A 25824-nucleotide genomic window follows, 5' to 3' on the forward strand; every position below is an offset into this window, starting at 1 on the left:
GCCGGTCAAGACTTCCGCCGCACGGCGCTGTCCCACCCGCACCGTAGACTTGCGCGGGTGGCGGGCAGGATCAAGGACGAAGACGTGAAGGCGGTACGGGACGCGGTCCCGATCGACGCCGTCGTCTCCGAATACCTCCAGCTCAAGAACGCCGGCGGCGGCAACCTCAAGGGCCTGTGCCCCTTCCACGACGAGAAGTCCCCCTCCTTCCAGGTCAGCCCCTCCAAGGGCCTCTACCACTGCCTGGCGGGCGAGACCCGGGTGCTCACCTGGGACGGCGTGCGGGAGATCCGGGAGCTCGCGGGCGGCTCGCACCGCGTTCTCACCCGCAGTGGCAACTGGTACGAGGCTCCTTTCCGGTCCTTCGGCACGCAGGCCCTGCTCAAGGTGACGCTGGGACGGAACGGCCAGCGCAAGGAGATCTTCGCCACCGCGGAACACCGTTGGTTCGTCCGTTCCGGGACGAACCGCTACAACACGCGCGAGGTCGTCACCAAGGACCTGAAGCCCGAACACCGGCTGTCCTACGTGTTCCCCGGCTCCCGCGTCCAACAGACCACCCCGTCGCCGTTCGGGATCGCCCACGGCATCACCTTCGGCGACGGCACCCTCAACGACACCGGGTCGATGGCCCAACTCGACCCCGTCAAGGACGCCGAACTCCTGCGGTGGTTCCCCAACAGCACCATCGTCGAGAGCCCCCGCCAGATCGTCGTCCACCACCTGCCGAAGTTCTTCAAGAGCCTCCCGCCGCTGGACGAGTCGGTCCCGTATCTCTACGGCTGGCTCGCGGGCTACGTGGCCGCGGACGGCCATGTGGCCGAAGACGGCACGGTCAGCCTGAACTGCGCGTCCCGCGAGACGCTCGAATACGTCAGGACCGTCGCCACCCGGCTCGGGATCGGCACCTACGGCATCACCCAGCAGACGCGGGAGGGCTTCCCCGGACGGGAGCCGAGCGCGATCTTCCGTGTCCACTTCATCCACGAGGACCTGACGGAGGAGTTCTTCCTCAACTCCGGTCACCGGAAGCGTTACCTCGACTCCGCGAAGCAGTTGGTGCGCCGCGGCTGGACGGTCAAGTCCGTCGAGCCGACCGATCGCGTCGAGGAGGTCTACTGCGCCACGGTGGAACAGGGTGCCGCCTTCGTCCTCGAGGACAACATCCTCACCGGCAACTGCTTCGGCTGCGGCGAGGGTGGGGACACCCTCGCGTTCGTCATGAAGGTCGACCATCTGTCGTTCACCGAGGCCGTGGAGCGGCTGGCCGGGCAGGCCGGGATCACGCTGCGGTACGAGGAGGGGAGTCATGTCCCCGGGCGGCAGCAGGGCGAGCGGATCCGGCTGGTAGAGGCGCACAAGGCGGCCGCGCTGTTCTATGTCGAGCAGTTGGGCGGGGCCGAGGCGGAGATCGGGCGGAGGTTCCTGGCCGAGCGCGGGTTCGACCAGGCGGCGGCCGAGCACTTCGGGGTCGGGTACGCGCCCGCGGGCTGGGATCACCTGGTGCGCTTCCTGCGGGGGAAGGGCTTCTCCGACAAGGAGCTGATCACCGCGGGTCTGGCCTCCGAGAGCCGCCGCGGCGGAGCCATCGACCGCTTCCGGGGACGGCTGATCTGGCCGATCCGCGACATCACCGGCGAGGTGATCGGCTTCGGCGCGCGCAAGCTGCGGGATGACGACCAGGGGCCGAAGTACCTGAACACCTCCGAGACGCCGCTCTACCGGAAGTCCCAGGTGCTGTACGGCATCGACCTGGCCAAGAAGGAGATCGCCAGGACCGGGCGGGCGGTCGTGGTGGAGGGGTACACCGATGTGATGGCCTGCCATCTCGCCGGGGTCACCACGGCCATCGCCACCTGCGGCACGTCCTTCGGCGGCGACCACATCAAGATCCTGCGCCGGCTGCTGATGGACAACTCCGGCGCCGAGGTGGTCTTCACCTTCGACGGCGACGAGGCGGGGCAGAAGGCCGCGCTGCGGGCGTTCGAGGACGACCAGAAGTTCGCGGCCGAGACGTCCATCGCGATCACCCCCGGCGGTATGGACCCCTGCGAGCTGCGGCTGGCCGAGGGCGACGCGGCCGTGCAGCGGCTGATCGAGGGCCGTACGCCGCTGTTCGCCTTCGCGCTGCGCTCGATCGTGGCGCGCTACAACCTGGACACCGACGAGGGCCGGGTGGCCGCGGTGGACGCCGCGGTCGCGGTCGTGGCGGCGATCAAGAACCAGGCGCTGCGCGACCGTTACGCGATCCGGCTGGTCGGCATGGCGGGCATCGCCTCGCAGTCCGAGGAGCAGTCCGTCATCCGCCGGGTGCGGGCGATGGCCAGGGCACGGGCGGCGGGCGGCGGCAGCACCACCGGGCGGCCCGAGTACGGGCGCCAGGGCGGCGGCGGGTACCAGAGCGGTGGGTACGCGGGTGGCGGCCAGGGGTCCGCGGCGCCCGCGCAGAACGCCGCGCGCGGCCCGCGGCTCGATCTGCGCAGCCCCGCGCACCGCGTGGAGCGCGAGCTGCTCAAGCTCGCCCTGCAGTACCCGAAGCTGGTCTCGCCCGCCTTCGACGCGTACGGCGAGGACGAGTTCACCGGCCCGCCGTACATCGCGGTGCGCCGGGTCATCAGCGAGGCGGGCGGGGTCGAGCAGGCCGACGGCGACTATCTGGTGCGGGTCCGCGACGCCGCGCCGGACGACTCGGTGCGGATGATGGTCACCGAGCTGGCGGTGGAGCCGGTCATGCACAAGAGCCCGGAGTTCTACGCGGGCCAGGTGCTGGTCGACGTCCGTCTGAACGCGGTGAAGCGCCGGGTCGCGCAGGTGCAGGCCACCATCGCCCGGCTGGACGCCCAGGGCGTGCCGGACGGCGTACCCGAAGTCGCCGCGGCGCAGAGCGAGTTGTGGGCGCTGCAGCAGTACGGCCAGCGGCTGCGCGAACTGGGCGCGGCCGGACTCTGACGTCCGGCGGGCCGCTTGCGGTGATTTCACCGCATATGCCAAGCGTTACCGCGCGGACGCATGTGGTGACGTGGGGTGAAAAAGGCGCCGCACGACCCTCGTAGCAAAGGTGCGTCGTGGGCCACACTGGGTGACGGCGCCTGACGGCCTGGTCGGCGAGTCCTCTCTCCGAGCTCAAAGGTGCGCTCACTCTGGAGGTCGCTTCCGTGCAGACCCAGACCCAGATCACGACCCTCATGACCGTGGCCGAGGTGGTGGCGATGGAGCCCCAGGCGGATCCGCCAGGCAGCCTCATGGGGTCACGGGTGCCGGAACAGCGCCGTGACGCCGGGACGGCGGCCGTCACGGACGAACCGGAGGACGAGCCGCGTCCGTTGCGCGAGGAGAGCGCGGGGCCGTCCGCGGACCTCTTCCGGCAGTATCTGCGCGAGATCGGCCGTATCCCGCTGCTCACCGCCGCCCAGGAAGTGGAGTTGGCCCGCCGCGTGGAGGCCGGGCTGTTCGCCGAGGAGAAGCTCGGCAACTTCCCCGACCTCGACTCGCAGCTCGCCGTCGACCTCGACCGGCTGGTGGTCCTGGGCCGGATGGCCAAGCGCCGGCTGATCGAGGCGAACCTGCGGCTGGTCGTCTCCGTCGCCAAACGCTACGTCGGCCGCGGCCTGACCATGCTCGACCTGGTCCAGGAGGGCAACCTCGGGCTGATCCGCGCGGTGGAGAAGTTCGACTACGCCCGCGGCTACAAGTTCTCCACCTACGCCACCTGGTGGATCCGCCAGGCGATGTCCCGCGCGCTCGCCGACCAGGCCCGCACGATACGGGTCCCGGTGCACGTGGTGGAGCTGATCAACCGTGTGGTGCGGGTGCAGCGGCGGCTGCTCCAGGAGCGCGGCTACGAGCCCACCACCGAAGAGGTCGCCGCCCAGCTCGACCTGCCGGAGGAGCGGGTCAGCGAGGTGCTGCGGCTGGCTCAGGAGCCGGTCTCGCTGCACGCGCCGGTCGGCGAGGAGGAGGACGTCGCGCTCGGCGACCTCATCGAGGACGGCGACGCCACGTCACCGGTGGAGTCCGCCGCCTTCCTGCTGCTGCGCCAGCACCTGGACGCGGTGCTCTCCACCCTCGGCGAGCGCGAACGCAAGGTCGTCCAGCTGCGGTACGGCCTCGCCGACGGCCGCCCGCGCACCCTGGAGGAGATCGGCCGGATCTTCGGCGTCACCCGCGAGCGGATCCGCCAGATCGAGTCCAAGACCCTCAACAAGCTGCGCGACCACGCCTTCGCCGACCAGCTCCGCGGCTACCTGGACTGAGATCCGTCCGGTGCGAGGATGATCCAGGTCCTCCCCGGCCGCAGCGGCACCGTACGGCCGTCGTGGGTGTACGCCGTTCCGGCGTCCGCCGTGGGCCGGTCCCACCGCACGCTGTACGAGCGGCCGTCGCGCAGCACGGTGCCGGACCCCTGGCCGACGGTCTGGGAGAACGGCACGAACCCGGTGCGGCTGTGGAAGCGCGACTCCTTGACCGTGACGTGCTGGATGATCACGTTGTCGGCGGTCCAGGGCGAGCGCACACCGTCCATGGCGACCCGGTACGCCGACCCGTTCCAGGTGAAGGTGAAGCGCGCGGCGGGCATGGCCGCCGAGGCGGTGGTGCCCGGCGCGCCCCCGGCCGGTACGGTCCCGGAGAATTCCAGGCCGATGTTCCTCGCCGCTCCGGCGCCGTCGGTGAGGCCCTTGGTGTGCAGGTATTCGTTGTGCGGGGCGGGTTTGCCCGACGAGCGGAAGAAGCTGCTCGTCCCGGTCCTCGCGACGAGGTCCGACTTCTTCAGCACGGGCAGCAGCCGGCTCTGGGCGCCGGAGAAGGCGAGCGCCGGGTGGTCGTACTGGGCCAGGAGCTGGAGGTCGGTCTCGCGGGCGCTGCGGACCGGGCCGACGACCGGTGGCATGTGGTTGCTGTCGTAGACGGCCATGAGCCGCGACAGTCCGCCCTCGACCTCGATGCCGTACACGATGTCCGCGTCGTTCAGGCCGGTCTGCGGACGGGCGGCGCCGACGTTGTCGATCTTCACGGCGAGCACCCGGCCCGCGGCGCCCGGCTGTCCGGTGAGCACGGACCGGGGCGGCGCGGCCTTGTCGTCACTGCCGCCGGTGGGTGAGCAGCCCGCGGCCAGACCGACGGCCAGCGCCCCCGCGACACCCATCCCGATCGCCTGTGCTCCGCGCATCGCTCCTCCTTCACTCCATGGTGGACCAAGGCGGAGGAATGCGCCGGAGACATGCCCGGCTCAGCCCTCCCGGCGCAGCATCGCCAGCGGCTTGGGCGCCACGATGAAGCCCTCGGCCCGGGCGCTGGCCAGACCGATCCTGGGCAGGTGCGCGCTCTTGGCGAAGAGCAGGAACCGCGGCTCCCAGATCGGCCGGTACTTGGCGTTCGCCCGGTAGAGCGACTCCAGTTGCCACCAGCGGGAGAAGAACATCAGCGCCGAGCGCCACATCCGCAGCACCGGGCCCGCGCCCAGCCGGGCGCCGTCCTCGAACACCGAGCGGAACATGGCGAAGTTCAGCGACACCCGCTCCACCCCGACCTCCGCGGCCCGCTCGATGAGGTCGAGCACCATGAACTCCATCAGGCCGTTCTCGCTGTCGCGGTCGCGCCGCATCAGGTCGAGCGACAGCCCCTTGGGGCCCCACGGCACGAAGCTCAGCAGCGCGCGCAGCTCACCGGCGCCGTCATGGCACTCGATCATCACGCAGTCGCCGTCGGCAGGATCGCCGAGCCGGCCCAGCGCCATCGAGAAGCCGCGCTCGGTCTGGCCGTCCCGCCAGCGGTCGGCGGCCGCGATCAGCTCGGCCATCTCGGCGTCGGGGATGTCGTGGTGCCTGCGGATACGGGTGGTGTAACCGGCCCGCCGTACGCGGTTGTACGCCTGCCGCACCCCGCGCATCGCCCGGCCGTCGAGGGTGAACTCGTCCGTCTCGACGATCGCCTCGTCGCCGAGCTCCAGCGCGTCCAGGCCGTGCCGGGCGAAGACCGTACCGCCCTCCTCGCTGGCGCCCATCACCGCCGGGATCCAGGCGTGGTCGCGCGCCTCGACCAGCCAGGCGTCGATCGCTCCCGGCCACGCCTCGACGTCGCCGATCGGGTCACCGGAGGCCAGCGCGACCCCGCCGACCACCCGGTAGGCGATCGCCGCCTTGCCGCTGGGGGAGAAGACCACCGACTTGTCGCGGCGCAGCGCGAAGTAGCCGAGCGAGTCGCGGGCGCCGTGCCGCTCCAGCAGCGCGCGCAGCCGGTCCTCGTCCGCGCGGTCCTGGAGCTCCTGGCCGCGCGGCGAGCGGAACAGCGCGTAGAGGACGGCGAGCAGCAGGACCAGGCCCGCGAGGTTGATGCCGCCGCCGGCCAGAGCGTTGACGTGCAGGTTGGGCGCGAGGTCGTCGTCGCGGCTGAGGGTGCCCAGCCGCAGCGCCACGTACCAGACGCGGTCGCCGACGCTGGCGCCGTCCGGGCCGACCGCGGTGACCAGGGTGGTGCCGACCAGCACCGACAGCAGCGCGCCCACGCCCAGTACGGCCAGGGCCAGTTGCGGGTTGGTGCGGTCGCCCTTGCCGTGGAACTCCCGGCGGCCCAGCGCCCCGAAGCACAGCACGGTCAGCGTGAGCGCGGTGGACACCCAGTTGAACGGGTGCTGCCGGAAGTCGTGGAAGAACAGGCCCCACACCGACAGCGCCGCGTAACCGCCGCACAGCGCCATGAAGACCAGCCAGGCCATCCGCTTGTGCCGGGCCAGCATCATCGCCATGAAGACGGCGGCGGCGGCCGAGCCGAAGCCGGCGAAGAGCATGAACGGGGTGTACAGCTCACCGGTGTTGTGGGTGTAGACCTCGGTGCGCAGGGTGAGGGACACCGCGCACATCAAGTTGACCAGACCGATCACCCGCAGGTACCAGATCGGCACTCTGGCACTGCGCCGCCCCAGCACCGAGCCGCCGCGCCTAGGGCAGCGCGCGGGCTCCGAACCCGTGGGCTGCCCGGTACGCGGTCCGGCCGCTGACCGGCCACGGGCGCGCGGCGGTGCGGTGACGGCACTGCTCATGACTTCTGCCTCCCGGGGCACGACGGCCCAGACCCGTCCCCCGGACCCGCTGCCCGACGGGGAACGAGGGCACAGGCTACCAACGCCTCGTGCCCTCGTCCCCCTCGCGTCCCCGGCCGGGCACCGCCCGGCCCCGGCTCAGTCGACCTCGGCCACCGCCTGCGCGAACTGGGCGGCGTACAACCGCGCGTACGAGCCCTGCGCGGCCAGCAGCTCGTCGTGCGTGCCCTGTTCGACGATCGCGCCGGACTCCATCACCAGGATGACGTCGGCGTCGCGGATCGTGGACAGCCGGTGCGCGATGACGAAGCTGGTACGGCCGTGGCTGAGTTTGGCCATCGCCCGCTGGATCAGCACCTCGGTCCGGGTGTCGACGCTGCTGGTCGCCTCGTCGAGCACCAGGATCACCGGGTCGGACAGGAACGCCCGCGCGATGGTGATGAGCTGCTTCTCGCCCGCGCTGACCCCGGAGCCCTCGTCGTCGATGACGGTGTCGTAGCCGTCCGGGAGGGTGCGGATGAAGCGGTCGGCGTGGGCCGCCCGCGCCGCCGCCTCGATGTCCTCGCGGGTCGCCTCCTCGGAGCCGTACCCGATGTTCTCGGCGATCGAGCCGCCGAACAGCCAGGTGTCCTGCAGCACCATGCCGATCGCGGCGCGCAGCTCCTCCCTGGACATCGCGGCGACGTCCGTGCCGTCCAGGGTGATCCGGCCGCCCGACACCTCGTAGAACCGCATCAGCAGGTTGACCAGGGTGGTCTTGCCCGCGCCGGTCGGGCCGACGATCGCGACCGTGTTGCCAGGCTCGACCGTCAGCGACAGCCCGTCGATGAGCGGCTTGTCCGGCTTGTAGCGGAAGCTGACGTCCTCCAGGTCGACCCTGCCGCGCAGCTCCGCGGGGCGCGCGCCCTCCTTCGGGTCCGCCGACTGCTCCTCGGCGTCGAGGAGTTCGAACACCCGCTCGGCCGAGGCGACACCCGACTGGATCAGGTTCGCCATGCTCGCGACCTGCGTCAGCGGCTGGCTGAACTGCCGTGAGTACTGGACGAACGCCTGGACGTCACCGATCGACAGCGCGCCCGAGGCCACCCGCAGACCGCCGACGACGGCCACCAGCACGTAGTTCAGGTTGCCGATGAACATCATCATCGGCTGGATCGTGCCGGAGATGAACTGCGCCTTGAAGCCCGACCTGTACAGCGCCTCGTTCTGCTCCTCGAACAGCGCCGCGGACTCCTCGGCGCGGCCGAAGACCTTCACCAGCGAGTGACCGGTGTACATCTCCTCGATGTGCGCGTTCAGCTTGCCGGTGGTCTTCCACTGCTGCACGAACTGCGGCTGGGCGCGCTTGCCGACCTTCGTCGCCACCAGCATCGTCACCGGCACGGTGACCAGCGCGACCAGGGCCAGCAGCCAGGAGATCCAGAACATCATCGCCAGCACGCCGACGATGGTCAGCACCGAGTTCACCAGCTGGCCCATGGTCTGCTGCATGGTCTGGCCGATGTTGTCGATGTCGTTGGTCGCCCGGCTGAGCACCTCGCCGCGCGGCTGCTGGTCGAAGTACGACAGCGGCAGCCGGGACAGCTTCTCCTCGACGTCCCGGCGCAGCCGGCTGGCCGCCCGGTTGATCACCTTGGTCGCGGTGCGCATCTGCACGATGCCGAAGACCGCGGAGGCCGCGTACACCCCGAGCGCCAGCAGCAGCACCATGCCGATGGCGTGGAAGTCCATGCCCTGGCCGGGGGTGAAGTCGATGCCCTTGAGCATGTCCGCGACCCGGCCGTCGCCGTGCGCGTGCAGGTGGTCGAGCGCCTGCTGCTTGGAGCCGCCCTTGATCTGCTGACCGATGACCCCGGCGAAGATCAGGTCGGTGGCCCGGCCCAGGATCCGCGGCCCGGTCACCGCCAGCGCGACGCTGGCCGTGCCCAGAGCGAGCAGCAGGTACAGGAAGAAGCGGTCCGGCCGCATCAGCCGGATCACCCGCCGCAGCGAGCCCTTGAAGTCCATCGACTTCTCGATCGGGCCGCCGCTCATGAACCGGGCGGGCCCGGCCATCGGCGTCGGCCGCGGCCTGGCGGCGGGCTTCTGCGCGTCGTCGTCACTCATCAGGCCGCCGCCTCCTGTTCGGTGAGCTGCGACAACACGATCTCCCGGTACGTCTCGTTGCTCGTCATCAGTTCCCCGTGGGTGCCCTGGCCGACGACCCGGCCCTCGTCCAGGACGATGATCCGGTCCGCGTCACGGATGGTCGACACCCGCTGGGCGACGATCACCACGGTGGCCTCCGCCGTCTCCCGGGCCAGCGCGCGCCGCAGCGCCGCGTCGGTGGCGTAGTCCAGGGCCGAGAAGGAGTCGTCGAACAGGTAGATCTCCGGGCGCCGCACCAGCACCCGGGCGATCGCCAGCCGCTGCCGCTGCCCGCCCGAGACATTGCTGCCGCCCTGGGCGATCTCCGCCTCCAGGCCGCCGTCGAGCCGCTCGACGAACTCCTTGGCCTGGGCGACCTCCAGGGCTTGCCACAGCTCCTCGTCCGTGGCGTCCGGCCGCCCGTAGCGCAGGTTGCTCGCCACGGTGCCGGAGAAGAGATACGGCTTCTGCGGTACGAGGCCGACGGTCTCGGCGAGCAGCGCCGGGTCCAGCTCGGTCACGTCCTCGCCGTCGACCAGCACCCGGCCGCCGGTGGCGTCGTACAGCCGTGGGATCAGCCCGAGCAGCGTCGACTTTCCGCTGCCGGTGGAGCCGATCACCGCGGTGATCTCGCCGGGCCTGGCGATCAGGTCGACGCCGCGCAGCACGGCCGCCTCGGCGCCCGGATAGGCGAAGTCCACGTCGAACAGCTCCAGCTCGCCGTGGCGGCTCAGCGTCTTCACCGGCGCGGTCGGCGGGACGACGCTGGAGTCGGTGCCGAGCACCTCCTCAATGCGCTCGGCGCAGACCTCGGCGCGCGGCACCATCATGAACATGAAGGTGGCCATCATCACCGACATCAGGATCTGCATCAGATAACTGAGGAATGCCGTCAGCGCGCCGATCTTCATTCCGCCGCTGTCGATCCGGTGGGCGCCGAACCAGAGCACCGCGACGCTGGAGATGTTCACCACCGCCATCACCAGCGGGAACATCAGCGCCAGCAGACGGCCGGTGGCGAGGGAGACCTCGGTGAGATCGTCGTTGGCCCCGGCGAAACGCCGCTTCTCGTAGTCGTCCTTGACGAACGCGCGGATGACGCGGATTCCGGTGATCTGCTCGCGCAGCACCCGGTTCACGGTGTCGACCCGGGTCTGCATCGAGCGGAACAGCGGGCGGAGCTTGCGCACGATCAAGCTGATCACGACGCCCAGTACCGGCACCACGGCCAGCAGCAGCGACGACAGCGGCACGTCCTGGCCGAGCGCCATCACGATGCCGCCGACGCACATGATCGGGGCCGACGCCATGAGCGTGAAGCCCATCAGCACCAGCATCTGCACCTGCTGGACGTCGTTGGTGGTGCGGGTGATCAGCGAGGGGGCGCCGAACTGGCCCACCTCGCGGGCCGAGAAGCTCTGCACCCGGTCGAAGACCGACTTGCGGATGTCACGGCCGACCGCCATGGCGGCGCCGGCGCCGTAGTAGACCGCGCCGATCGCGCAGACGACCTGGACGACGGTCACCCCGATCATGATCGCGCCCAATTGCAGGATGTAGCCGGTATCACCCTTGATGACACCGTTATCAATGATGTCGGCGTTCAGAGTGGGCAGGAAAAGGGTGGCGATGGTCTGCACGAGTTGCAGCAGCACCAGAAGGCCGATGGGCCGCTTGTACGGTCCGAGATGGGATCGCAGGAGTCGGATCAGCACACTGAATACCTCGGTGTCGGCAATTACGGCTGGCGGCCGCGGTGCTTGGGCGCGCGCGGCATGGGTCGGCGCACGGGGAGCGGCGTGTGAGCCTATCTTCCGACATCCGTGCGCCGCATGTGATTAAAGCGAGGCAAAGGCTCCCGGGTGCGTGTGCTCGCGCACCGCGACGTACTGCTGGCGGACCGCGGAACCCACCGCCGCGTCCTCGCCCGGCTCCAGCAGCTGGTGCGCGGCCCGCGTCCAGGACGGCGGCTCGCTCTGCGACTGCGACCCCAGGACCGCGCCCAGCGACCAGGCCGCCTGACGCGCCGCGCCCAGCGCCGCGTACTCGCCGGCCGGCGGTACGACGACCTGGGTGCCGAACAGCGGCGGCGCGATCACCTGGACCGCGGGCAGCTCGGCGGCGGCGCCCAGCAGGAACACCCGCCGCACCTCCACACCCCTGTTGCGCAGCACGTCCAGCGCGTCGGTCAGCCCGCACAGCATGCCCTCGAACGCCGCCCGCGCCAGGTGCTCCGGCTTCATCGACTCACGCCGCAGCCCGGCCAGGGTGCCCGCGGTGTGCGGCAGGTCGGGGGTCCGCTCGCCCTCCAGGTACGGCAGCAGCACCAGCCCGTACGCGCCCGGCGTCGAGCGCAGCGCCAGCTCGGACAGGCCCGCCAGGTCGGTGCCCAGCAGATCGGCGGTGCCGCGCAGCGCGCGGACCGCGTTGCGCACCTGGACCACCGGCAGATGGCGGCCGGTCGCGTCGGCGAAGGCGGTGACCGTACCCGTCGGGTCCTTCAGCGCCTCGTGGTGCACCGCGAAGACGGTGCCCGCGGTGCCCAGCGAGACCACCGCGTCACCGGGGCCGAGGCCCAGGCCCAGGGCGGCGGCCATGTTGTCGCCGGTACCCGCGGAGATCAGCAGGCCCTCGGGGGTCTGGCCCGCCGGTTCCGCCGGGGCCAGCACCTCCGGCAGCTTCACCTGGTGGCCGAGCGCCCGCTCGACCAGGTCGGTGCGGTACTCGCCGGTCGCCGCCGACCAGTAGCCGGTGCCGGAGGCGTCGCCGCGGTCGGTGGTACGGCGGGCGGGCCGCCCCAGCAGCTGCCACACCAGCCAGTCGTGCGGCAGCATGACCTCGGCGATCCGCTGGGCCGCCGACGGTTCGTGCTGGGCGATCCAGCGCAGCTTCGCCACCGGGTAGGCCGCCTGCGGCACCGCGCCGACCGCCTCCGCCCAGCCGCCGGGCCCGCCCAGCTCCTCGGTCAGATCCGCCGCCTGCACCTGGGCCCGCTTGTCGCCTCGCAGCAGCGCGGGGCGGACCGCCACACCGCCGGCATCCAGCGCCAGCAGCCCGTGCTGCTGGCCGGAGATCCCGATCGCCTGCACGCCCTCGAGGACGCCGCCCTTGGCCGCCTCGCCGAGCGAGAGCAGCCACGCCTGGGGGTCGAGCTCGGTCGGCTTCTCGCCGTCGTCCAGGGGATGCGGGGCGTACCCCTGCCGCAGTACCTCCCCGGTCTGCGTGTCGCACACGATGACGGTGGTGCCTGCGGTCGAGCTGTCTATCCCGGCGACTTTCCCCATGGAACGAGATGATGCCCCACGCGCGGGGCGCGCGGGGTGTCAGCCGTGCATCAGGTCCATCAAGTGTTCGACGTACCCCAGTCGTCCTCACCCTGACCGCGGTCGCGCAGTGCGCGCACCCGCTCGGTCACCGACTCCGGCAGCCGGTCCCCGACCTTGGCCGTCGCCGCGTCGGCGGCCTTCACCGCGGCCGACCTGCCGTTGGTCACGACACTCTCCGCGGTGTTCCTGACCGCCGGGTTCTGAGCGAGCCGCTGCGCGCTCTTGCGCAGCTGCTCGTACCGCTCGCGCCCGGCCTGCGCGCCGAACACGTAGCCGACAGCTGCTCCAGCGATGAACGTCAGCCGGTAGCGCATGGCTCCACCCTTCTGCCTTGTCGGGCCCGCGTTGTCGGACGGGGGTCTGTGCTCGGCGCCTACCCTGTGCACCCGGGGGGCAACCCTGGAGCAACCGGTTGGCGGAGCACCCCCTCACTTGCGCTAATGTATGTGTCGCAGCGAGCGCGCGCCGTCCGGGGGCACCCAGGCGGGCGCATTCGGTGCACGCAGAGCGATCCCCTGTAGCTCAATTGGCAGAGCAGCCGGCTGTTAACCGGCAGGTTACTGGTTCGAGTCCAGTCGGGGGAGCTCGGTCCCCTGTAGCTCAATTGGCAGAGCAGCCGGCTGTTAACCGGCAGGTTACTGGTTCGAGTCCAGTCGGGGGAGCGCAGGATCAGGACCCCCCTGGGGTCCTTTTTCATTGCCCGCGGAACCACCCGCCCGCCCCGCGGTGTCCACCCGATGACGCGTCTGAGACCCGCGAGGGCGACAGATCGTATGAGCAGCTATGCTGCGGCAGACGGCGAGCACGACGCGCCGTACGGGGCGGTAGCTCAGCCGGTTAGAGCAGCGGACTCATAATCCGTCGGTCGTGGGTTCGAGTCCCACCCGCCCCACCGAGCCTGTTCGGGCGATCACCGGGCGACGCCGGTTCGCACCCCCAATCCAGGCTTCTGCGTCGCCGCACGGCGGCAGGGCGCTCGGTCGAGACGTCAGACCGTCAGGGTGCCGCAGTGCCCCGCACGAGCAGGGTGCCGATGTGGCCCGGCTTCGGGGCATCCAGCACCTGGGCCGTGGCGGTGGCGAACCCGGCGCGGGTCAGCAGGCGTTCCCAGACCGCGGGGCGGTAGCTGTAGCGGTAGGTGAACATCGCCTTCCCGGCGAAGCCCCCCTTGTACATGCCCTGCGGGCCGTACGCGCCGGGGATGGCGGGCGGCTGCGAGAAGACGAAGACACCACCCGGATTGAGGCACCGCTGCACGAGTGGGAAGAGCTTGGACGGGTCGGTGAACCACGCGGCACCGAAGATCGAGTAGACCGCGTCGTAGGTCTCGGTCGTGCTGCGCAGGTACTCCAGCACCTCAGCGCAGTGGAACCGGGCACCGGTCGGCCCCCACCGCTGGGCGACCTTCCCGACCATGACGGGCGACAGGTCAACCCCTGCCGCCTTGATACCGCGCTGCGCCAGGTGGGCGAGTGCCCGGCCGGTGCCGCAGCCGATCTCCAGCACACTCTCCGGGTCGCCGAGCAGCTCGGGGCCGGGGCCGTGTCCGGCGTACTGCGTCCAGCGGAAGACGGGCTCGTCATCCTCCTTGAAGGCGCTGCTGGCGTAGGTGTCCCACAGTTCGGTCTCTGCGGCGATGTCGTGCTGGGCGGGCATCTGGCGTCCTCTGCTGGCGGGGAACGGGCTGTGCCCCGTCCCATGGTGCCCGCTTGGGCCGAGGGGACGGGGCCGCTCCCGGTCGGTTCAGTGGCTGTCGGGGACCTGGTTGTCGCATGGCGAGCATTCGGCGCCGTCGATCGCCCACAGCTCCTCGTCGATGGTGAATCCGATCGAGGTGAGGAAGTCCGCGGTGCGCAGGCACAGTCCGTCGCCGCGGCGCTGGATGAACGGTGCGTGGTGCTTGTACCGGCCGCCGTTGTACTTGTCGCAGATCGCGAACCAGACCGGGGTGTCGAGGATTAACTGGTGGACCCCGATGTCGACGAGCTTGCCGCAGTTCCTTCGGATCCCGTGTACGGGTCTCGGTGCGGGTCTGGACGGCTGTGGTCATCGTGCGGTCCTCCTGGTTGTCGAAGATGTGCATCGGATGCCCGTTGCCGCGCATCCGCGCGGCGGCGAGCGTGGTGCCCTCGCCGCATCGGGGACACCTCGACCGGCGAGGGGTCAGAGGTGCGCCAGCAGTTCGCCCATCGCGACAGATGCGGTGACGAGAGCGGCGAGCCATAAGGCGCCGGCGTGTCGGCCGAGCAACCGGAGGAGATTCACTCTGCAACTCCCGGTCGCATCTTCTCCATTGCCGTCGCCGGCCGGACGTGCCGTCGTTCCGCGTTCCACTCGCGGCCTCCTCCAAGTGGACGGAGCGCGACGAGCGTTCCGAGGACTTCCATCACCTCGCCGAGGCGGCTGAGCCGCTCGTCGTAAGCGGTCTGGCCCACCGCGATCGGGTCGCGTCCCTGATCCATCGTCGCCCCCACCTGTGCTGTTGCTCGATGCATCCATTCAACGACTGTCAGTAAGCGGCGACTTGCACAGAAGTTGCACAGCCCTGCACGCACCGTAAGGAGCCGTGCAACGCTGGGATCAGGACAGGTGCGAATGGGAAGACGCCACGTATGAGCGAGACGCCAGGACCAGGGGCTAACGTCGCCCGTCTCCGCAAGGCCCGCGGGCTCAGCCAAACCGCGCTGGCCAGACGCGCGGACGTGTCACTGTCGCTCCTGACGAAGATCGAGACCGGGCAGCGCGCCCTCACCCAGGGCACCGCGGCCACGCTCGCGCGCGCCATGGGCGTCACCCTCGACGAGTTGCTCGGCGTCGCACGGGCCGCAGACGAGACCCGCGTCCGCGAACTCACCGCGACGATCCGGCGGTTCGACATCCCGGGCGAGGCGCCGCCCGTCCAGGAAGTCGCGCGTCTGCTCGGCGACGTCGTGGCACGCCGCAGCGCCGCCGACCTGGCGGGTGTCCTCGACCGGCTCCCCGCGCTCGTCGCCGCCACACAGAGCCGTGCTCACCACACCGAGCGCCCCGAGGACTGGGCGGCCGTCGCGTCGGCGTACAGCACCGTGTACTGGCTCGCCGCACGGCACAGATGGATGACCCTTGCCGACTTGGCGGTGATGCGCCAGCGTGTGGCCGCTGAACTCTCCGGGCCGCTGGCCGTGGCCATCGCGGCCCGGGACGAGGCCGGCACGTTCCTGAACACCGGCGACTTCGACGGCGGCCTCACGGTCGTCGACCGTGCCGTCGTCGCGGCCGCGTCCATTCGCGACGAGCATGAACGCGCCCAGAGCCTGAACGCCCTTCACCTGCGCGGCCTCACCCTCGCCGGTCGCATCAAAGACCGGCGGGAAGCCGAGCGGCACCGCGCCGCGGCGCTGCGCACCGCCGAACAGTTCGACGTCGACGAGGACATCGACGGCATCAGCGTCGGCCCCGCCAACACGCTCACCCACGTCGTGGCCACCGACGTGGACATGGAGAACTACCGCGCCGCCATCGACGCGGCCCCTGGGGCAGTGGATCCGGCGTCCGGACTGCCCGCCACCCGCATCGCACCGACGCACATGAACGTGGCCCGGGCGCACCTCGCGCTGCACGACCGTGACCGCGCCCTGGACTCGCTGCAGGACGCCTGGGCGGCGGCTCCACAGATGGCGCGCGTGCACCCCACCAGCCAGGAGCTGCTGCGCGTCCTGATCAGTCTCCACAGGTACAGCAACCCCGCATTGACCCGGCTGGCCCGGCGCGCCGACGTCGGCATGTGACCCTGCGGCGACCGCTGTGCGATTGCGGCGGTGCGGCGGGCGGCACAGACTGGAATGAGATGACGTGGCGCCCACTGATGGTCCGTTGTCGCGCCGCCCCTCCGCACACGGAAGGGGGCTGACCCGGTGGCACAGGAACTGCGCATCCTTCTTTCCGACGAGGGAGCGGAAGACCGGCGGATGGCCGAACTCACCGGCTATCTGCGGGAGGAACTGCTCCAACTCGACGTCGACGACGTGGCTCCCGCCCGTGGCGGGCCCGCTCCGCCCGGCGCGCGTGCCGGGGACGTGACGCAGATCAGCGAGCTGCTGGTGAGTCTGGGCGGCGCGGTCGGCGCGCTCAACCAGGTGATGACGGTGCTGCGCGGCTGGCTGGGGCGGTGCCATGAGGGCCGTCCGACGCTGAAGGTGGCGTTGGGGGACGACGTGCTGGAGATCTCCGGGGCGACGGACGCGCAGGTGGCGGAGGCCTTCGAGACCTTCGTCAGGCGCCACTCCACGACGGGGGCCGAATCCCGGACGGGAGTCCAGTCCCATGGGTGAATCCCAGTCCCGGCACGCACTCATCATCGCCAACGACCGTTACGACGACGGGGGGTTCAAGAAGCTGCGGGCACCGGCGCAGGACGCCACCGCCCTCGCCGAGGTCCTGCACGACCCCGAGGTCGGCGACTTCGAGGTCGACGTCGTGCACAACGCACCGGCCGACCAGATGCGCCGCCGTATCCAGGGCTTCTTCAACGACCGCCGCCGCGACGACACCATGCTGCTGCACTTCTCGTGCCACGGCATCAAGAGCGAGTCCGGCGAGCTGTACTTCGCCGCCACCGACACCGAGCCCCAGATGCTGGACGCCACGGCGGTCCCGGCGCAGTTCGTCCGGCAGTGCATGTCCCGCACCCGGGCCCGCAGCACCGTGCTGTTCCTCGACTGCTGCTACGGCGGCGCCTTCTCCCGGGGGGCCTCGGTGCGCGCCGCGGGGGACGTGAACGTCCTGGAGTCGTTCGAGGACACGAATCTGCCCGGCGCGCAGGGCTGGGCGGTCATCACCGCGTCCAACTCCATGGAGTACGCCTTCGAGGGCTCCGACCTCGCGGAGAACTCCGCGCCCCAGCCGTCCCTGTTCACCCATGCGGTGGTGCAGGGCCTGGAGACCGGGGAGGCCGATCTCGACGCGGACGGCGAGATCGGCCTCAACGAGCTGTACGACTACGTCTTCGACCATGTGCGGGGCCAGAACCCGAACCAGACGCCCAGCCGGACGGTGGAGATGCAGGGGGAACTGCACCTCGCGCACAACCGGCGCAGCCGCATCAAGATCGCGGCGATCCCGTCGCCGCCCTCCCTGCGGTCGGCCATCGGCAGCGACAACGCCTTCACGCGGCAGGGCGCCGTGCTGGAGCTGCGCTCCCGGCTGTCCAACGACTCCCTCGCCGTCGCCGAAGGGGCACGCCAGGATCTGGAGGAGGTCGCCCGCAACGACATCCGGCAGATCGCCGACGAGGCGAGCCGGGCCCTGCGCGAGATCCATCTGGCGCCCTCGCCCGATCATCTGGACTTCGGCAAGGTGCTGCGGGGCGCTGCCCTGGAGTCCCGGCCGGTGACGCTCAGCGGTCCGCCGCTGGCCCGCCACTGCGTGGCCCAGTCCACGCAGTCCTGGCTGCGGGTCGAGCCGTCGACGACCGGGCTGAACGTCCGGGTGGAGACGTACGCCGAGGGGCGGCTCTCCGGGGACGTCGTGCTCAAGGGGGTCGCCGACGAGGCGCAGATCCACGTCGAGGTGCTTGTTGAGCCCACTCCGGAACGGGAGCCCGGGATCGCCCCCGAGCCGGGCCCGGCCTCGGCCTCGGCGAAGACCGCGCCGAAGCCTGCGCCGAAGCCCGCGAAGGACGAGGACACGGTCGTGGTCCACCCGCCGTCCGAGCGGCGCCACGGCCCCTCCCGGCCCCCGAAAGCCGCGGCCGTCACGGATGCCGGTACGGAGGAGCCGCGTACGCCCGTGACGCGGTCGGCGCACAGCCGCGCGGCCGCCTTCGCCGCCGCCGCGCTGGCCCTCGTCCTCACCGCGCTGATCACGGTCATCCTGGCCGCCGAGGCGGGGGTGGCGGCGGTCTCGGACCGCAAGGACGCCGGAGTGACCGGTCACGACATCGAGTTCTTCGTCCACCAGCACGGGGCGCTCACACCGCTTGTCGTGTCCCTCGTCACCGCCGCGGCGGCGCTGGTCTTCGGCGCGCTCGCCCGGCACGAAGTGCGCGCTCCGCGCCCGGGGTTCGCGGCCCACGTGCCGGCCTTCACGCGGCCGCTGATCTCCGTGACGAAGGGTGTGGCGATCGCCGTCCTCGCCCTGGGCGTGATCATGCTTCTCGCCTACCTCATCGGCAGCCACTGGTGGTAACGGCCACCCTGCGGAGGACCTAGCCCCGGTCAGGGGTCGCGGTGCGCCGCGCTGCCCTTGCGGAGTACCAGGCACCGGACGTGCCCCGAAGGGGCGCGGGGAACTGCGCGACCAGCCGTCGCGTGCCTGCAGGTCACCACCGGCCCCAATGGGGCAGACGCGTTGTGTTCGGACCACCGGCCCGGTGGGGGCTGAGCGCGCAGTTCCCCGCGCCCCTACGGGGCACTACCTCCGCGCGAGCAGCGCACCTTCCCCGCGCCCCTACGGGGCACTACCTCCGCGCGAGCAGCGCACCTTCCCCGCGCCCCTGACGGGGCACGTCCTCCGCGCGAGCAGCGCACCTTCCCCGCGCCCCTTCGGGGCACGACTTCCGCAAGCGCCGCGCGAGGCGATGTGCACGGATGTGCGCAGAAGCGTTGTCCTGGTCGGAGATATAGTTTAGGTTCCTTACTTAATCGGCCGGGGGGACCCCGGAGGACCGGGGGCGGGGCGACGCGAGGAGCGGGACGTGGTGGGTCCGGTGGTGTTGGGGATCGACTTCGGCGGGACGAAGACCGCGCTGGCCGTGGCCGGGGTGGACGGAGTGCGGCTGGGGTCGGTGCGGGTGGAGACGCGGGCCGAGGAAGGCGCGGCCGCCGGGTTCGCCCGGGCCGTGGCCGCGGGACGGCGGCTGCTGGGGGAGGCCGCCCCGGGGCGGCCCCTCGCGGCGGTCGGCGTGGCGACCATCGGCATCCCCGGCCCGGAGGGCGTCGCGCTGGCGCCCAACATCCCCGGGTGGAGCGACCTCGCCCTGGAGCGGCTGCTGCGGCAGGCGTTCGAGGGGGCGGAGATCCGGCTGGCCACCGACGTCAAGGCGGCCGCCCGGATGGAGGCGGAGTCGGGCGCCCTGGCCGGCTGCGACCCCGCGATCTACCTCAACCTCGGCACCGGCCTCGCCGTCTGCGTCATCGCCGGCGGCGCCGTCCTCGGCGGCTTCAACGGCGCCTCGGGGGAGATCGGTTACAACCTCCGGGAGGTGGCCGACGTCGGCCGCCCGCTCGACGCCCGGGTGCCGCTGGAGGACGTGGTCAGCGGCAAGGCGCTGCTCGCCGAGGCGGCGCCGTACCTGTCCGACGGCGAGGGCGCCGGGCAGGTGTTCGCCCGCGCCGCCGACGACCCCCGGCTGGCCCGGGCGGTCGACGGCTTCCTCGGCGAACTCTCGTACCACCTGGTCAATCTCACCATCGCCATCGACCCCCGGCGGATCGCCGTCGGCGGCGGCATGGTCCGGTCCTGGCCCGCCCTGCACGGCCGGCTGCGGCAGGCACTGGACGCCGCCGTGCCGTATCCGCCCGAACTCGTTCCCGCTGCCTATCCGTACGACGCGCCCCTGCTCGGAGCGCTGGCACTCGGCCTGGAAGCCGCCCGGGAGAGCCGGGAGAACGTGCCGCGGGCGGCGCAGAGATCAGCACACTGACTGACACAGTTCACGAAGGGACTGTCAGGAATGAGGCGCACCGCACTCGTCGCTGTCGCACTGTCGATAGGTCTGGCCGCGACGGCCTGCTCCAGCACCAAGCACAAGGACGCCACGCCGACCCCCACCAGCAGCGTGGCGGACAACGGTCCGCACAAGAAGGGCGGCACCGTCACCATCGCCAACGAGCAGGGCCAGACCTGGGTCTGCTCGTTCAACCCCTTCAACCCGGCGAACTACCTCGAATCCAACGGGTTCGTGTACGAGCCGCTGATCTTCGTGGACTCGCTCAACAACCAGGCCGAGACGCCGATGCTGGCGACCGGCTACAAGTGGAACGCGGACAAGACGCAGATCGTCTTCACCATCCGCGACGGGGTCAAGTGGAGCGACGGGCAGCCGTTCAGCGCCGCCGACGTGGCCTTCACCTTCAACCTGATGAAGAAGGTGCCCGCCACCGACCTGTACGCGCTGTGGACGGCCGCGGGGCTCAAGAGCGTGACGGCCTCGGGCAACCAGGTCACAATGGCCTTCAAGCAGGCCGCGGGACCGTACTTCTACTCCGTCGCCGACCAGGTGATGATCGTCCCGCAGCACATCTTCTCCACCGGTGACGCCGCCGCGCACCCCGACACCTGGGCGGACAAGAACCCGGTCGGGACAGGGCCGTTCAAGGTCGACCCGTGCAACCCGAACAACATCCAGTACACGGCGAACCAGACGTACTGGCAGCAGGGGAAGCCGTACATCCAGAAGGTCGAGTACCCGGCCTACCTGGACAACGGGCCGGCCAACCTCGACCTGGCCAACGGCAAGGCGCAGTGGGGCAGCCAGTTCATCCCGGGGATCAAGAACTTCTACCTCAACAAGTCCGGTGACAACCACACCTGGTCGCCGCCGGTCCTCAACGTCTCGCTCTGGCCCAACCTGGACCCCTCGCACAAGGCGACCAGCACCCTCGCGGTCCGGCAGGCGATCTCCACCGCGATCGACCGGACGAAGATCGCCACGATCGGTGAGGGCGGTCAGGAGCCGCCCGCCAACCAGTCGGGCGTGGTGCTGCCGACCTTCAAGAAGTACTACGACGCGAGCGCGGTCAGCGCCGCCGGCTTCGACAAGCCCGACCAGGCGAAGGCGGCCCAACTGATGGCCGGCGCGGGCTACTCGCCCTCGCACCCGCTGAAGCTGAGCGTCATCACCATCACCGGCTACACCGACTGGGACGCCTCGCTCGCGGTGATCAAGCAGGAGCTGAAGCCGATCGGCATCGACCTGACGGTCGACGACCTGGCGCAGCAGACCTTCGACACCAAGCTGTACAACGGGGACTTCGACCTCGCCTACTACGGTGAGCAGACCGGCGGCCCCACCCCGTACTACGAGCTGCGCGAGATCCTGCACTCCAAGAACACCGCGCCACTGGGCCAGCAGGCCGCCAGCAACTACGAGCGGTACCGCAACCCCGCGGTGGACGCGCTGTTCGCCCAGTACGCGACGGCCGACGACGCCGGGCAGGTCTCGATCGTCAAGCAGATCGCGGCGGCGATGATCAAGGACGTGCCGGTGATCCCGGTCACCGAGTCGGTCGACTGGTTCCAGTACAACACCGGCGACATCGCGGGCTGGCCGACGCCGGACAACCCCTACGCGCAGCCCGCCGCCTTCAACTTCCCCGACGCGGGACAGGTGCTGACGCATCTGTACTCCCGCTCCGCCCAGTAGGAGGAGGGTCGCACCCGTGAGGTTCCTGCTACGGCGTCTCGGATTCTTCCTGCTCACCCTGTGGGCGGCACTGACGCTGAACTTCTTCATCCCGAGGTTCATGCCGGGCAGCCCGGTCACCGCGCTACACGACCGCACCCGCGGGAAGGTCTCGCCCGCGGCGCTGCAGCAGATGCTCACGTCGTTCGGGTTCAAACCGCACCAGAACATCGTGGTCCAGTACCTCGACTACCTGGGGAACATGGTCACCGGCAACTGGGGGCTGTCCATCGGGCAGACCCTCGGCGAGCCGGTGACCCGGATCATCGGCCAGGCCCTGCCCTGGACACTGGGCCTGGTCGGGGTCACCACCATCCTGGCCTTCGGCCTGGGCACGATGATCGGCACCATCAGCGGCTGGAAGCGCGGCGGCAGGCTGGACGCCATCCTGCCGCCGGTCTTCGTGGTCACCTCGGCGCTGCCGTACTTCTGGGTCGCGCTGCTGCTGATCCTGGGGTTCTCGGTGAGCACCGACGGCTTCCTGCCCAGCGACTTCAACTACGACAACACGCTGGTGCCCGGCTGGTCGCCGGGGTTCGTCGGCAGCGTGCTGAGCCACGCGATCCTGCCCGCCGCCACCTTGCTGATCACCTCGATCGGCGGCTGGATCCTCACCATGCGCAACAACATGATCACCACGCTGGCCGAGGACTACGTGCGGATGGGCCGCGCCAAGGGGCTGTCCAACCGCAAGGTGATGTACGGCTACGCGGCCCGCAACGCCATCCTGCCCAACCTGTCCGGCTTCGCGATGTCGCTGGGCTTCGTGATCTCCGGCGCGATCCTCATCGAGTACGTCTTCAACTACCCGGGTCTGGGCTACCTGCTCTACAACTCGGTGCAGAACGTCGACTACCCGCTGATGCAGGCGCTGTTCATGCTGTTCACGGTCGCCGTCCTGGCCGCCGTGCTGATCTGCGACCTGGCGACCGTATGGCTCGACCCGCGCGCCCGGGCGAAGGGGTGAGCCGGCTGTGGCGATGACGAAGAACGAGACGGGCGGCTTCTGGCGGGCGCTGCGCGGCAACCGCAAGGCGATGGTCGGCACCGTCATCTTGCTGGTCTTCGCGCTGGTCGCGGCCTTCCCCGGGCTGTTCACCTCGGTGAAGGACCCCAACGCGCTGGACTTCACCCCGGCCCTGAAGCCCTCCACCGGCCATCTGCTGGGCACCACGGGCCTCGGCCAGGACATCTACTCCCAACTGGTCTACGGCACCCGGCAGTCACTGATCATCGCGCTGGTGGCGGGCTTCTTCGCCACCGTGCTGTCGGTGCTGGTCGGCGTGACCGCGGCCTACATCGGCGGCATCGTCGACGACGTGCTGTCGATGCTCACCAACGTGGTGCTGGTGATCCCGGCCTTCCCGCTGGTCATCATCCTGGCCAAGTACGCGGGCAAGGGCTCGCTGACGGTGCTGCTGACCGTGCTGGTGGTCACCGGTTGGTCGTACGGCGCCAACCAGATGCGGGCGCAGGCGCTGAGCCTGCGCAACCGGGACTTCCTGGAGTCGGCCCGGGTACGCGGCGAGCGCCGCTCGTACATCATCGTCGCCGAGGTGCTGCCGACGATGTCCTCGCTGATCGTGGCGAACTTCCTCGGGGCGGCGCTCTACTCGGTGCTCAGCGCCGCCGGACTGCAGTTCCTGGGCCTGGGCGACCCCAACTCCTCCAGCTGGGGCACGATGCTCTACTGGTCCCAGAACCAGCAGGCGCTGCAGACCGGCATGCCGCTGTGGTCGATCACCCCGGGACTGTGTGTGGCGCTGCTCGGTGCCTCCTTCGCCCTGATCAACTACGCCTTCGACGAGATCGGCAACCCGGCGCTGCGGCCGGTGAGGAGGCAGCGTGTCAAGCGCGCCCAGGCTTCTTGAAGTGAGCGGCCTGCGGGTCGAGTACGCGGCGGCCCGCGGCCAGGTGGCGGCGGTCGACGGGGTCGACCTCACCGTCGACCGGGGCGAGTTCGTCGGCGTGGTCGGCGAGTCGGGCTGCGGCAAGTCGACGCTGCTGTTCGCGATCGCCCAACTGCTCAGCCCCCCGGCGGCGGTGACCGCGGGCAGCGTCGTCTTCCAGGGCCAGAACCTGGTGACGATGACGGAGAAGCAGCTCAACGTGCTGCGCTGGCGGGACTACTCGGTGGTCATGCAGAGCGCCATGAACGCGCTCAACCCGGTGCGGACGATCGGCGCCCAGTTCAAGGACGCCATCGACGCGCACGCCGACTACACCGCCGAGAAGACCAGGGCCCGTTCGGTGGAGGTGCTGGAGCTCGTCGGCATCGACCCGGTTCATCTGCGCAGCTATCCGCACCAGTTGTCGGGCGGGATGCGGCAGCGCGCGATGATCGCGATGGCGCTGCTGTTCACGCCCGACCTGGTGATCATGGACGAGCCGACCTCGGCGCTCGACGTGGTCGCGCAGCGCTCGCTGATGGTGCAGATCAAGGAGCTGCAGCGGCTGCTGGGCTTCGCGGTCATCTTCGTCACCCATGACATGTCGCTGGTCAGCCACTTCTCCGACCAACTGCTGGTGATGTACGCGGGGCAGGTCGTGGAGGCGGGCCCGACCCGTACCGTCTTCGACACCCCCGCGCACCCGTACAGCCAGGGCCTGCTGGACGCCTTCCCGTCGATCCACGGGCCCCGGGTGGAGCTGACCGGCATCCCCGGGAACCCGCCCGACCTGGCCAGACCGCCGGCCGGCTGCCGGTTCCATCCGCGCTGTCCCGTGGTGCAGGAGCAGTGCCGGGAGCGGGAGCCGGAGTTCTACCCGGTCGACGCCGTACGGGCCAGGTGCCTGCTGCGGGAGCCCGGCCACCAGTCCCCGCCCGCGCCGCCAGTGGAGGCGACCTCGTGAGCACCCCGACCCCCGTGCCGGCCCCCACCCCGGCACCGGCCACGCCCCCGGCCACGCCCGCCGAGCCGCCGCTGCTGGAGACCGTCGGGCTCACCCGGCACTTCCGCGTCGGCGGCGGCTTCTCGCGGCACAGCCTGCACGCCGTCGACGACGTCAGCCTGGTGATCAACCGCAAGGAGATCGTCGCGCTGGTCGGGGAGAGCGGCAGCGGCAAGTCGACCATCGCCCGGCTGCTGGCCCAGGTCTACCGGCCGACCAGCGGCGAGATCCGCTACCAGGGCAGACCGCTGTCGAAGCTGCGCGGCCGCAAGGCCCAACTGGCCTACCGCGGCGACGTCCCCATGGTCTTCCAGGACCCCTTCAGCTCGCTCAACCCCGCCTACCGCGTCTCGCACGGCATCCTGCGCGGCCTCACCCTGCACCGGCCCGAGCTGGACCGCGCCCAGCGGCACGCCGAGGCCGAGCGGGTCACCGAGGCCGTGGGACTGAGACCCGCGGCCGAGATCCTCAGCCGCTACCCGTACGAGCTGTCCGGCGGGCAGCGGCAGCGGATCGGCTTCGCGCAGGCGCTGGCGTACCGGCCCAAGCTGATCCTCGCCGACGAGCCGGTCTCGATGCTCGACGTGTCGATCAGGATCGGCCTGCTCAACGTGATGACGCGGCTGCGGGAGAGCGAGGACGTCTCCTTCCTCTACATCACCCACGACATCGCCAGCGCGCGGTACGTCTCCGACCGGCTGCTGGTGATGTACGCCGGCCATGTCGTGGAGTCCGGGCCGACCGAGGACGTGCTCGCCGCGCCCCGGCACCCGTACACCCGCCTGCTGCTGTCCGCGGTCCCCGACCCGCGGGCGCCGCTGGAGGTGGACGCGACGACGGCGAAGTCCGACCCGCCGGTGGTCATCGACCCCGCGCCGGGCTGCCGGTTCCGCAACCGCTGCCCGCTGGCGGTCGACACCTGCGCCTCGGCGGACCCGCTGATGCGCGAACTGGCACCGGCCCACTCCGCCGCCTGCCATGTCGCCACCGCCGACCCGGAAGCCCCCCAGCCCGCACCCCGCACGACAGCCTCGGCCTGAAAACGGCCGAGGCCCCCTACG

Annotated in this window: 19 protein-coding genes, 3 tRNA genes and 1 pseudogene; 14 read left to right on the plus strand and 9 right to left on the minus strand. The window is 70.7% G+C overall.

What is annotated here, in order from left to right:
* Positions 1–57: 57 nt before the first annotated feature.
* Positions 58–2949, plus strand: a complete 2892-nt coding sequence (gene dnaG / locus AB0M29_RS22615; protein ID WP_365385191.1) for a DNA primase — start codon at positions 58–60, stop codon at positions 2947–2949.
* Between the two features lie 140 nt (positions 2950–3089).
* Complete coding sequence (locus tag AB0M29_RS22620) at positions 3090–4253, plus strand: RNA polymerase sigma factor (RefSeq protein WP_365385392.1); 1164 nt, start codon at positions 3090–3092, stop codon at positions 4251–4253.
* Here AB0M29_RS22620 and AB0M29_RS22625 read toward each other — a convergent pair.
* The 6 genes from AB0M29_RS22625 to AB0M29_RS22650 all read right to left on the minus strand — a co-directional run bounded on the left by AB0M29_RS22625 (position 4241) and on the right by AB0M29_RS22650 (position 12803).
* Positions 4241–5167, minus strand: a complete 927-nt coding sequence (locus AB0M29_RS22625; RefSeq protein ID WP_365385193.1) for a DUF3048 domain-containing protein — start codon at positions 5165–5167, stop codon at positions 4241–4243. The two genes, AB0M29_RS22620 and AB0M29_RS22625, sit on opposite strands and share 13 nt — an antisense overlap.
* Positions 5168–5227: 60 nt before the next feature.
* Positions 5228–7036 (minus strand): phosphatidylglycerol lysyltransferase domain-containing protein, encoded by a 1809-nt coding sequence (locus AB0M29_RS22630; protein WP_365385195.1) that lies wholly within the window; start codon positions 7034–7036, stop codon positions 5228–5230.
* Positions 7037–7174: 138 nt separating this feature from the next.
* Positions 7175–9091, minus strand: coding sequence for an ABC transporter ATP-binding protein (locus AB0M29_RS22635; protein WP_365385395.1), 1917 nt, complete (start codon positions 9089–9091; stop codon positions 7175–7177).
* Positions 9092–9141: 50 nt separating this feature from the next.
* Positions 9142–10878 (minus strand): ABC transporter ATP-binding protein, encoded by a 1737-nt coding sequence (locus AB0M29_RS22640; protein WP_365385197.1) that lies wholly within the window; start codon positions 10876–10878, stop codon positions 9142–9144.
* Positions 10879–11001: 123 nt separating this feature from the next.
* Positions 11002–12447 (minus strand): FGGY family carbohydrate kinase, encoded by a 1446-nt coding sequence (locus tag AB0M29_RS22645; protein ID WP_365385200.1) that lies wholly within the window; start codon positions 12445–12447, stop codon positions 11002–11004.
* Positions 12448–12506: 59 nt separating this feature from the next.
* Positions 12507–12803, minus strand: a complete 297-nt coding sequence (locus AB0M29_RS22650; RefSeq protein WP_365385202.1) for a YtxH domain-containing protein — start codon at positions 12801–12803, stop codon at positions 12507–12509.
* Positions 12804–13000: 197 nt separating this feature from the next.
* On the opposite strand from AB0M29_RS22650, the gene AB0M29_RS22655 reads away from it, so the two are divergent.
* From AB0M29_RS22655 to AB0M29_RS22665, 3 genes are all read left to right on the plus strand, one after another.
* Positions 13001–13073, plus strand: a tRNA-Asn gene (locus tag AB0M29_RS22655).
* A 5-nt stretch (positions 13074–13078) separates the two neighbouring features.
* Positions 13079–13151 (plus strand) — tRNA-Asn (locus tag AB0M29_RS22660).
* A gap of 156 nt (positions 13152–13307) precedes the next feature.
* Positions 13308–13381 (plus strand) — tRNA-Ile (locus tag AB0M29_RS22665).
* A 104-nt stretch (positions 13382–13485) separates the two neighbouring features.
* Here AB0M29_RS22665 and AB0M29_RS22670 read toward each other — a convergent pair.
* The 3 genes and pseudogenes from AB0M29_RS22670 to AB0M29_RS22680 all read right to left on the minus strand — a co-directional run bounded on the left by AB0M29_RS22670 (position 13486) and on the right by AB0M29_RS22680 (position 14951).
* Positions 13486–14145: a class I SAM-dependent methyltransferase gene (locus tag AB0M29_RS22670; protein WP_365385205.1), complete on the minus strand. Its 660-nt coding sequence runs from the start codon at positions 14143–14145 to the stop codon at positions 13486–13488.
* An 87-nt stretch (positions 14146–14232) separates the two neighbouring features.
* Positions 14233–14481 (minus strand): annotated as a pseudogene (locus AB0M29_RS22675) (hypothetical protein); the annotation flags it as partial.
* Positions 14482–14750: 269 nt separating this feature from the next.
* Complete coding sequence (locus AB0M29_RS22680) at positions 14751–14951, minus strand: hypothetical protein (RefSeq protein WP_365385207.1); 201 nt, start codon at positions 14949–14951, stop codon at positions 14751–14753.
* A gap of 150 nt (positions 14952–15101) precedes the next feature.
* Here AB0M29_RS22680 and AB0M29_RS22685 point away from each other — a divergent pair, with 150 nt between their 5' ends.
* From AB0M29_RS22685 to AB0M29_RS22725, 9 genes are all read left to right on the plus strand, one after another.
* Positions 15102–16256: a helix-turn-helix transcriptional regulator gene (locus AB0M29_RS22685; RefSeq protein WP_365385208.1), complete on the plus strand. Its 1155-nt coding sequence runs from the start codon at positions 15102–15104 to the stop codon at positions 16254–16256.
* Between the two features lie 126 nt (positions 16257–16382).
* A complete protein-coding gene (locus AB0M29_RS22690) occupies positions 16383–16799 on the plus strand; it encodes a hypothetical protein (RefSeq protein ID WP_365385210.1) in 417 nt (138 codons plus the stop codon).
* Positions 16792–18654 (plus strand): caspase family protein, encoded by a 1863-nt coding sequence (locus AB0M29_RS22695; protein WP_365385212.1) that lies wholly within the window; start codon positions 16792–16794, stop codon positions 18652–18654. Before AB0M29_RS22690 ends, AB0M29_RS22695 begins: the two co-directional genes overlap by 8 nt.
* A gap of 508 nt (positions 18655–19162) precedes the next feature.
* A complete protein-coding gene (locus AB0M29_RS22700; RefSeq protein ID WP_365385215.1) occupies positions 19163–20110 on the plus strand; it encodes an ROK family protein in 948 nt (315 codons plus the stop codon).
* 30 nt (positions 20111–20140) lie between these two features.
* The gene (locus AB0M29_RS22705; protein WP_365385217.1) at positions 20141–21832 is read left to right on the plus strand and encodes an ABC transporter substrate-binding protein; all 1692 of its coding nucleotides are present in this window, start codon (positions 20141–20143) and stop codon (positions 21830–21832) included.
* A gap of 16 nt (positions 21833–21848) precedes the next feature.
* Positions 21849–22838: an ABC transporter permease gene (locus AB0M29_RS22710; protein ID WP_365385218.1), complete on the plus strand. Its 990-nt coding sequence runs from the start codon at positions 21849–21851 to the stop codon at positions 22836–22838.
* Between the two features lie 13 nt (positions 22839–22851).
* A complete protein-coding gene (locus tag AB0M29_RS22715; protein ID WP_365385220.1) occupies positions 22852–23742 on the plus strand; it encodes an ABC transporter permease in 891 nt (296 codons plus the stop codon).
* A complete protein-coding gene (locus AB0M29_RS22720) occupies positions 23717–24724 on the plus strand; it encodes an ABC transporter ATP-binding protein (protein WP_365385223.1) in 1008 nt (335 codons plus the stop codon). Before AB0M29_RS22715 ends, AB0M29_RS22720 begins: the two co-directional genes overlap by 26 nt.
* On the plus strand, positions 24721–25803 hold the full coding sequence (locus tag AB0M29_RS22725) for an ABC transporter ATP-binding protein (protein WP_365385225.1): 1083 nt from the start codon (positions 24721–24723) through the stop codon (positions 25801–25803). The genes AB0M29_RS22720 and AB0M29_RS22725 overlap by 4 nt, the downstream gene beginning before the upstream one ends.
* Positions 25804–25824: the final 21 nt, after the last annotated feature.

The sequence above is a fragment of the Streptomyces sp. NPDC051976 genome, from assembly GCF_040680795.1.
GTDB lineage: Bacteria > Actinomycetota > Actinomycetes > Streptomycetales > Streptomycetaceae > Actinacidiphila.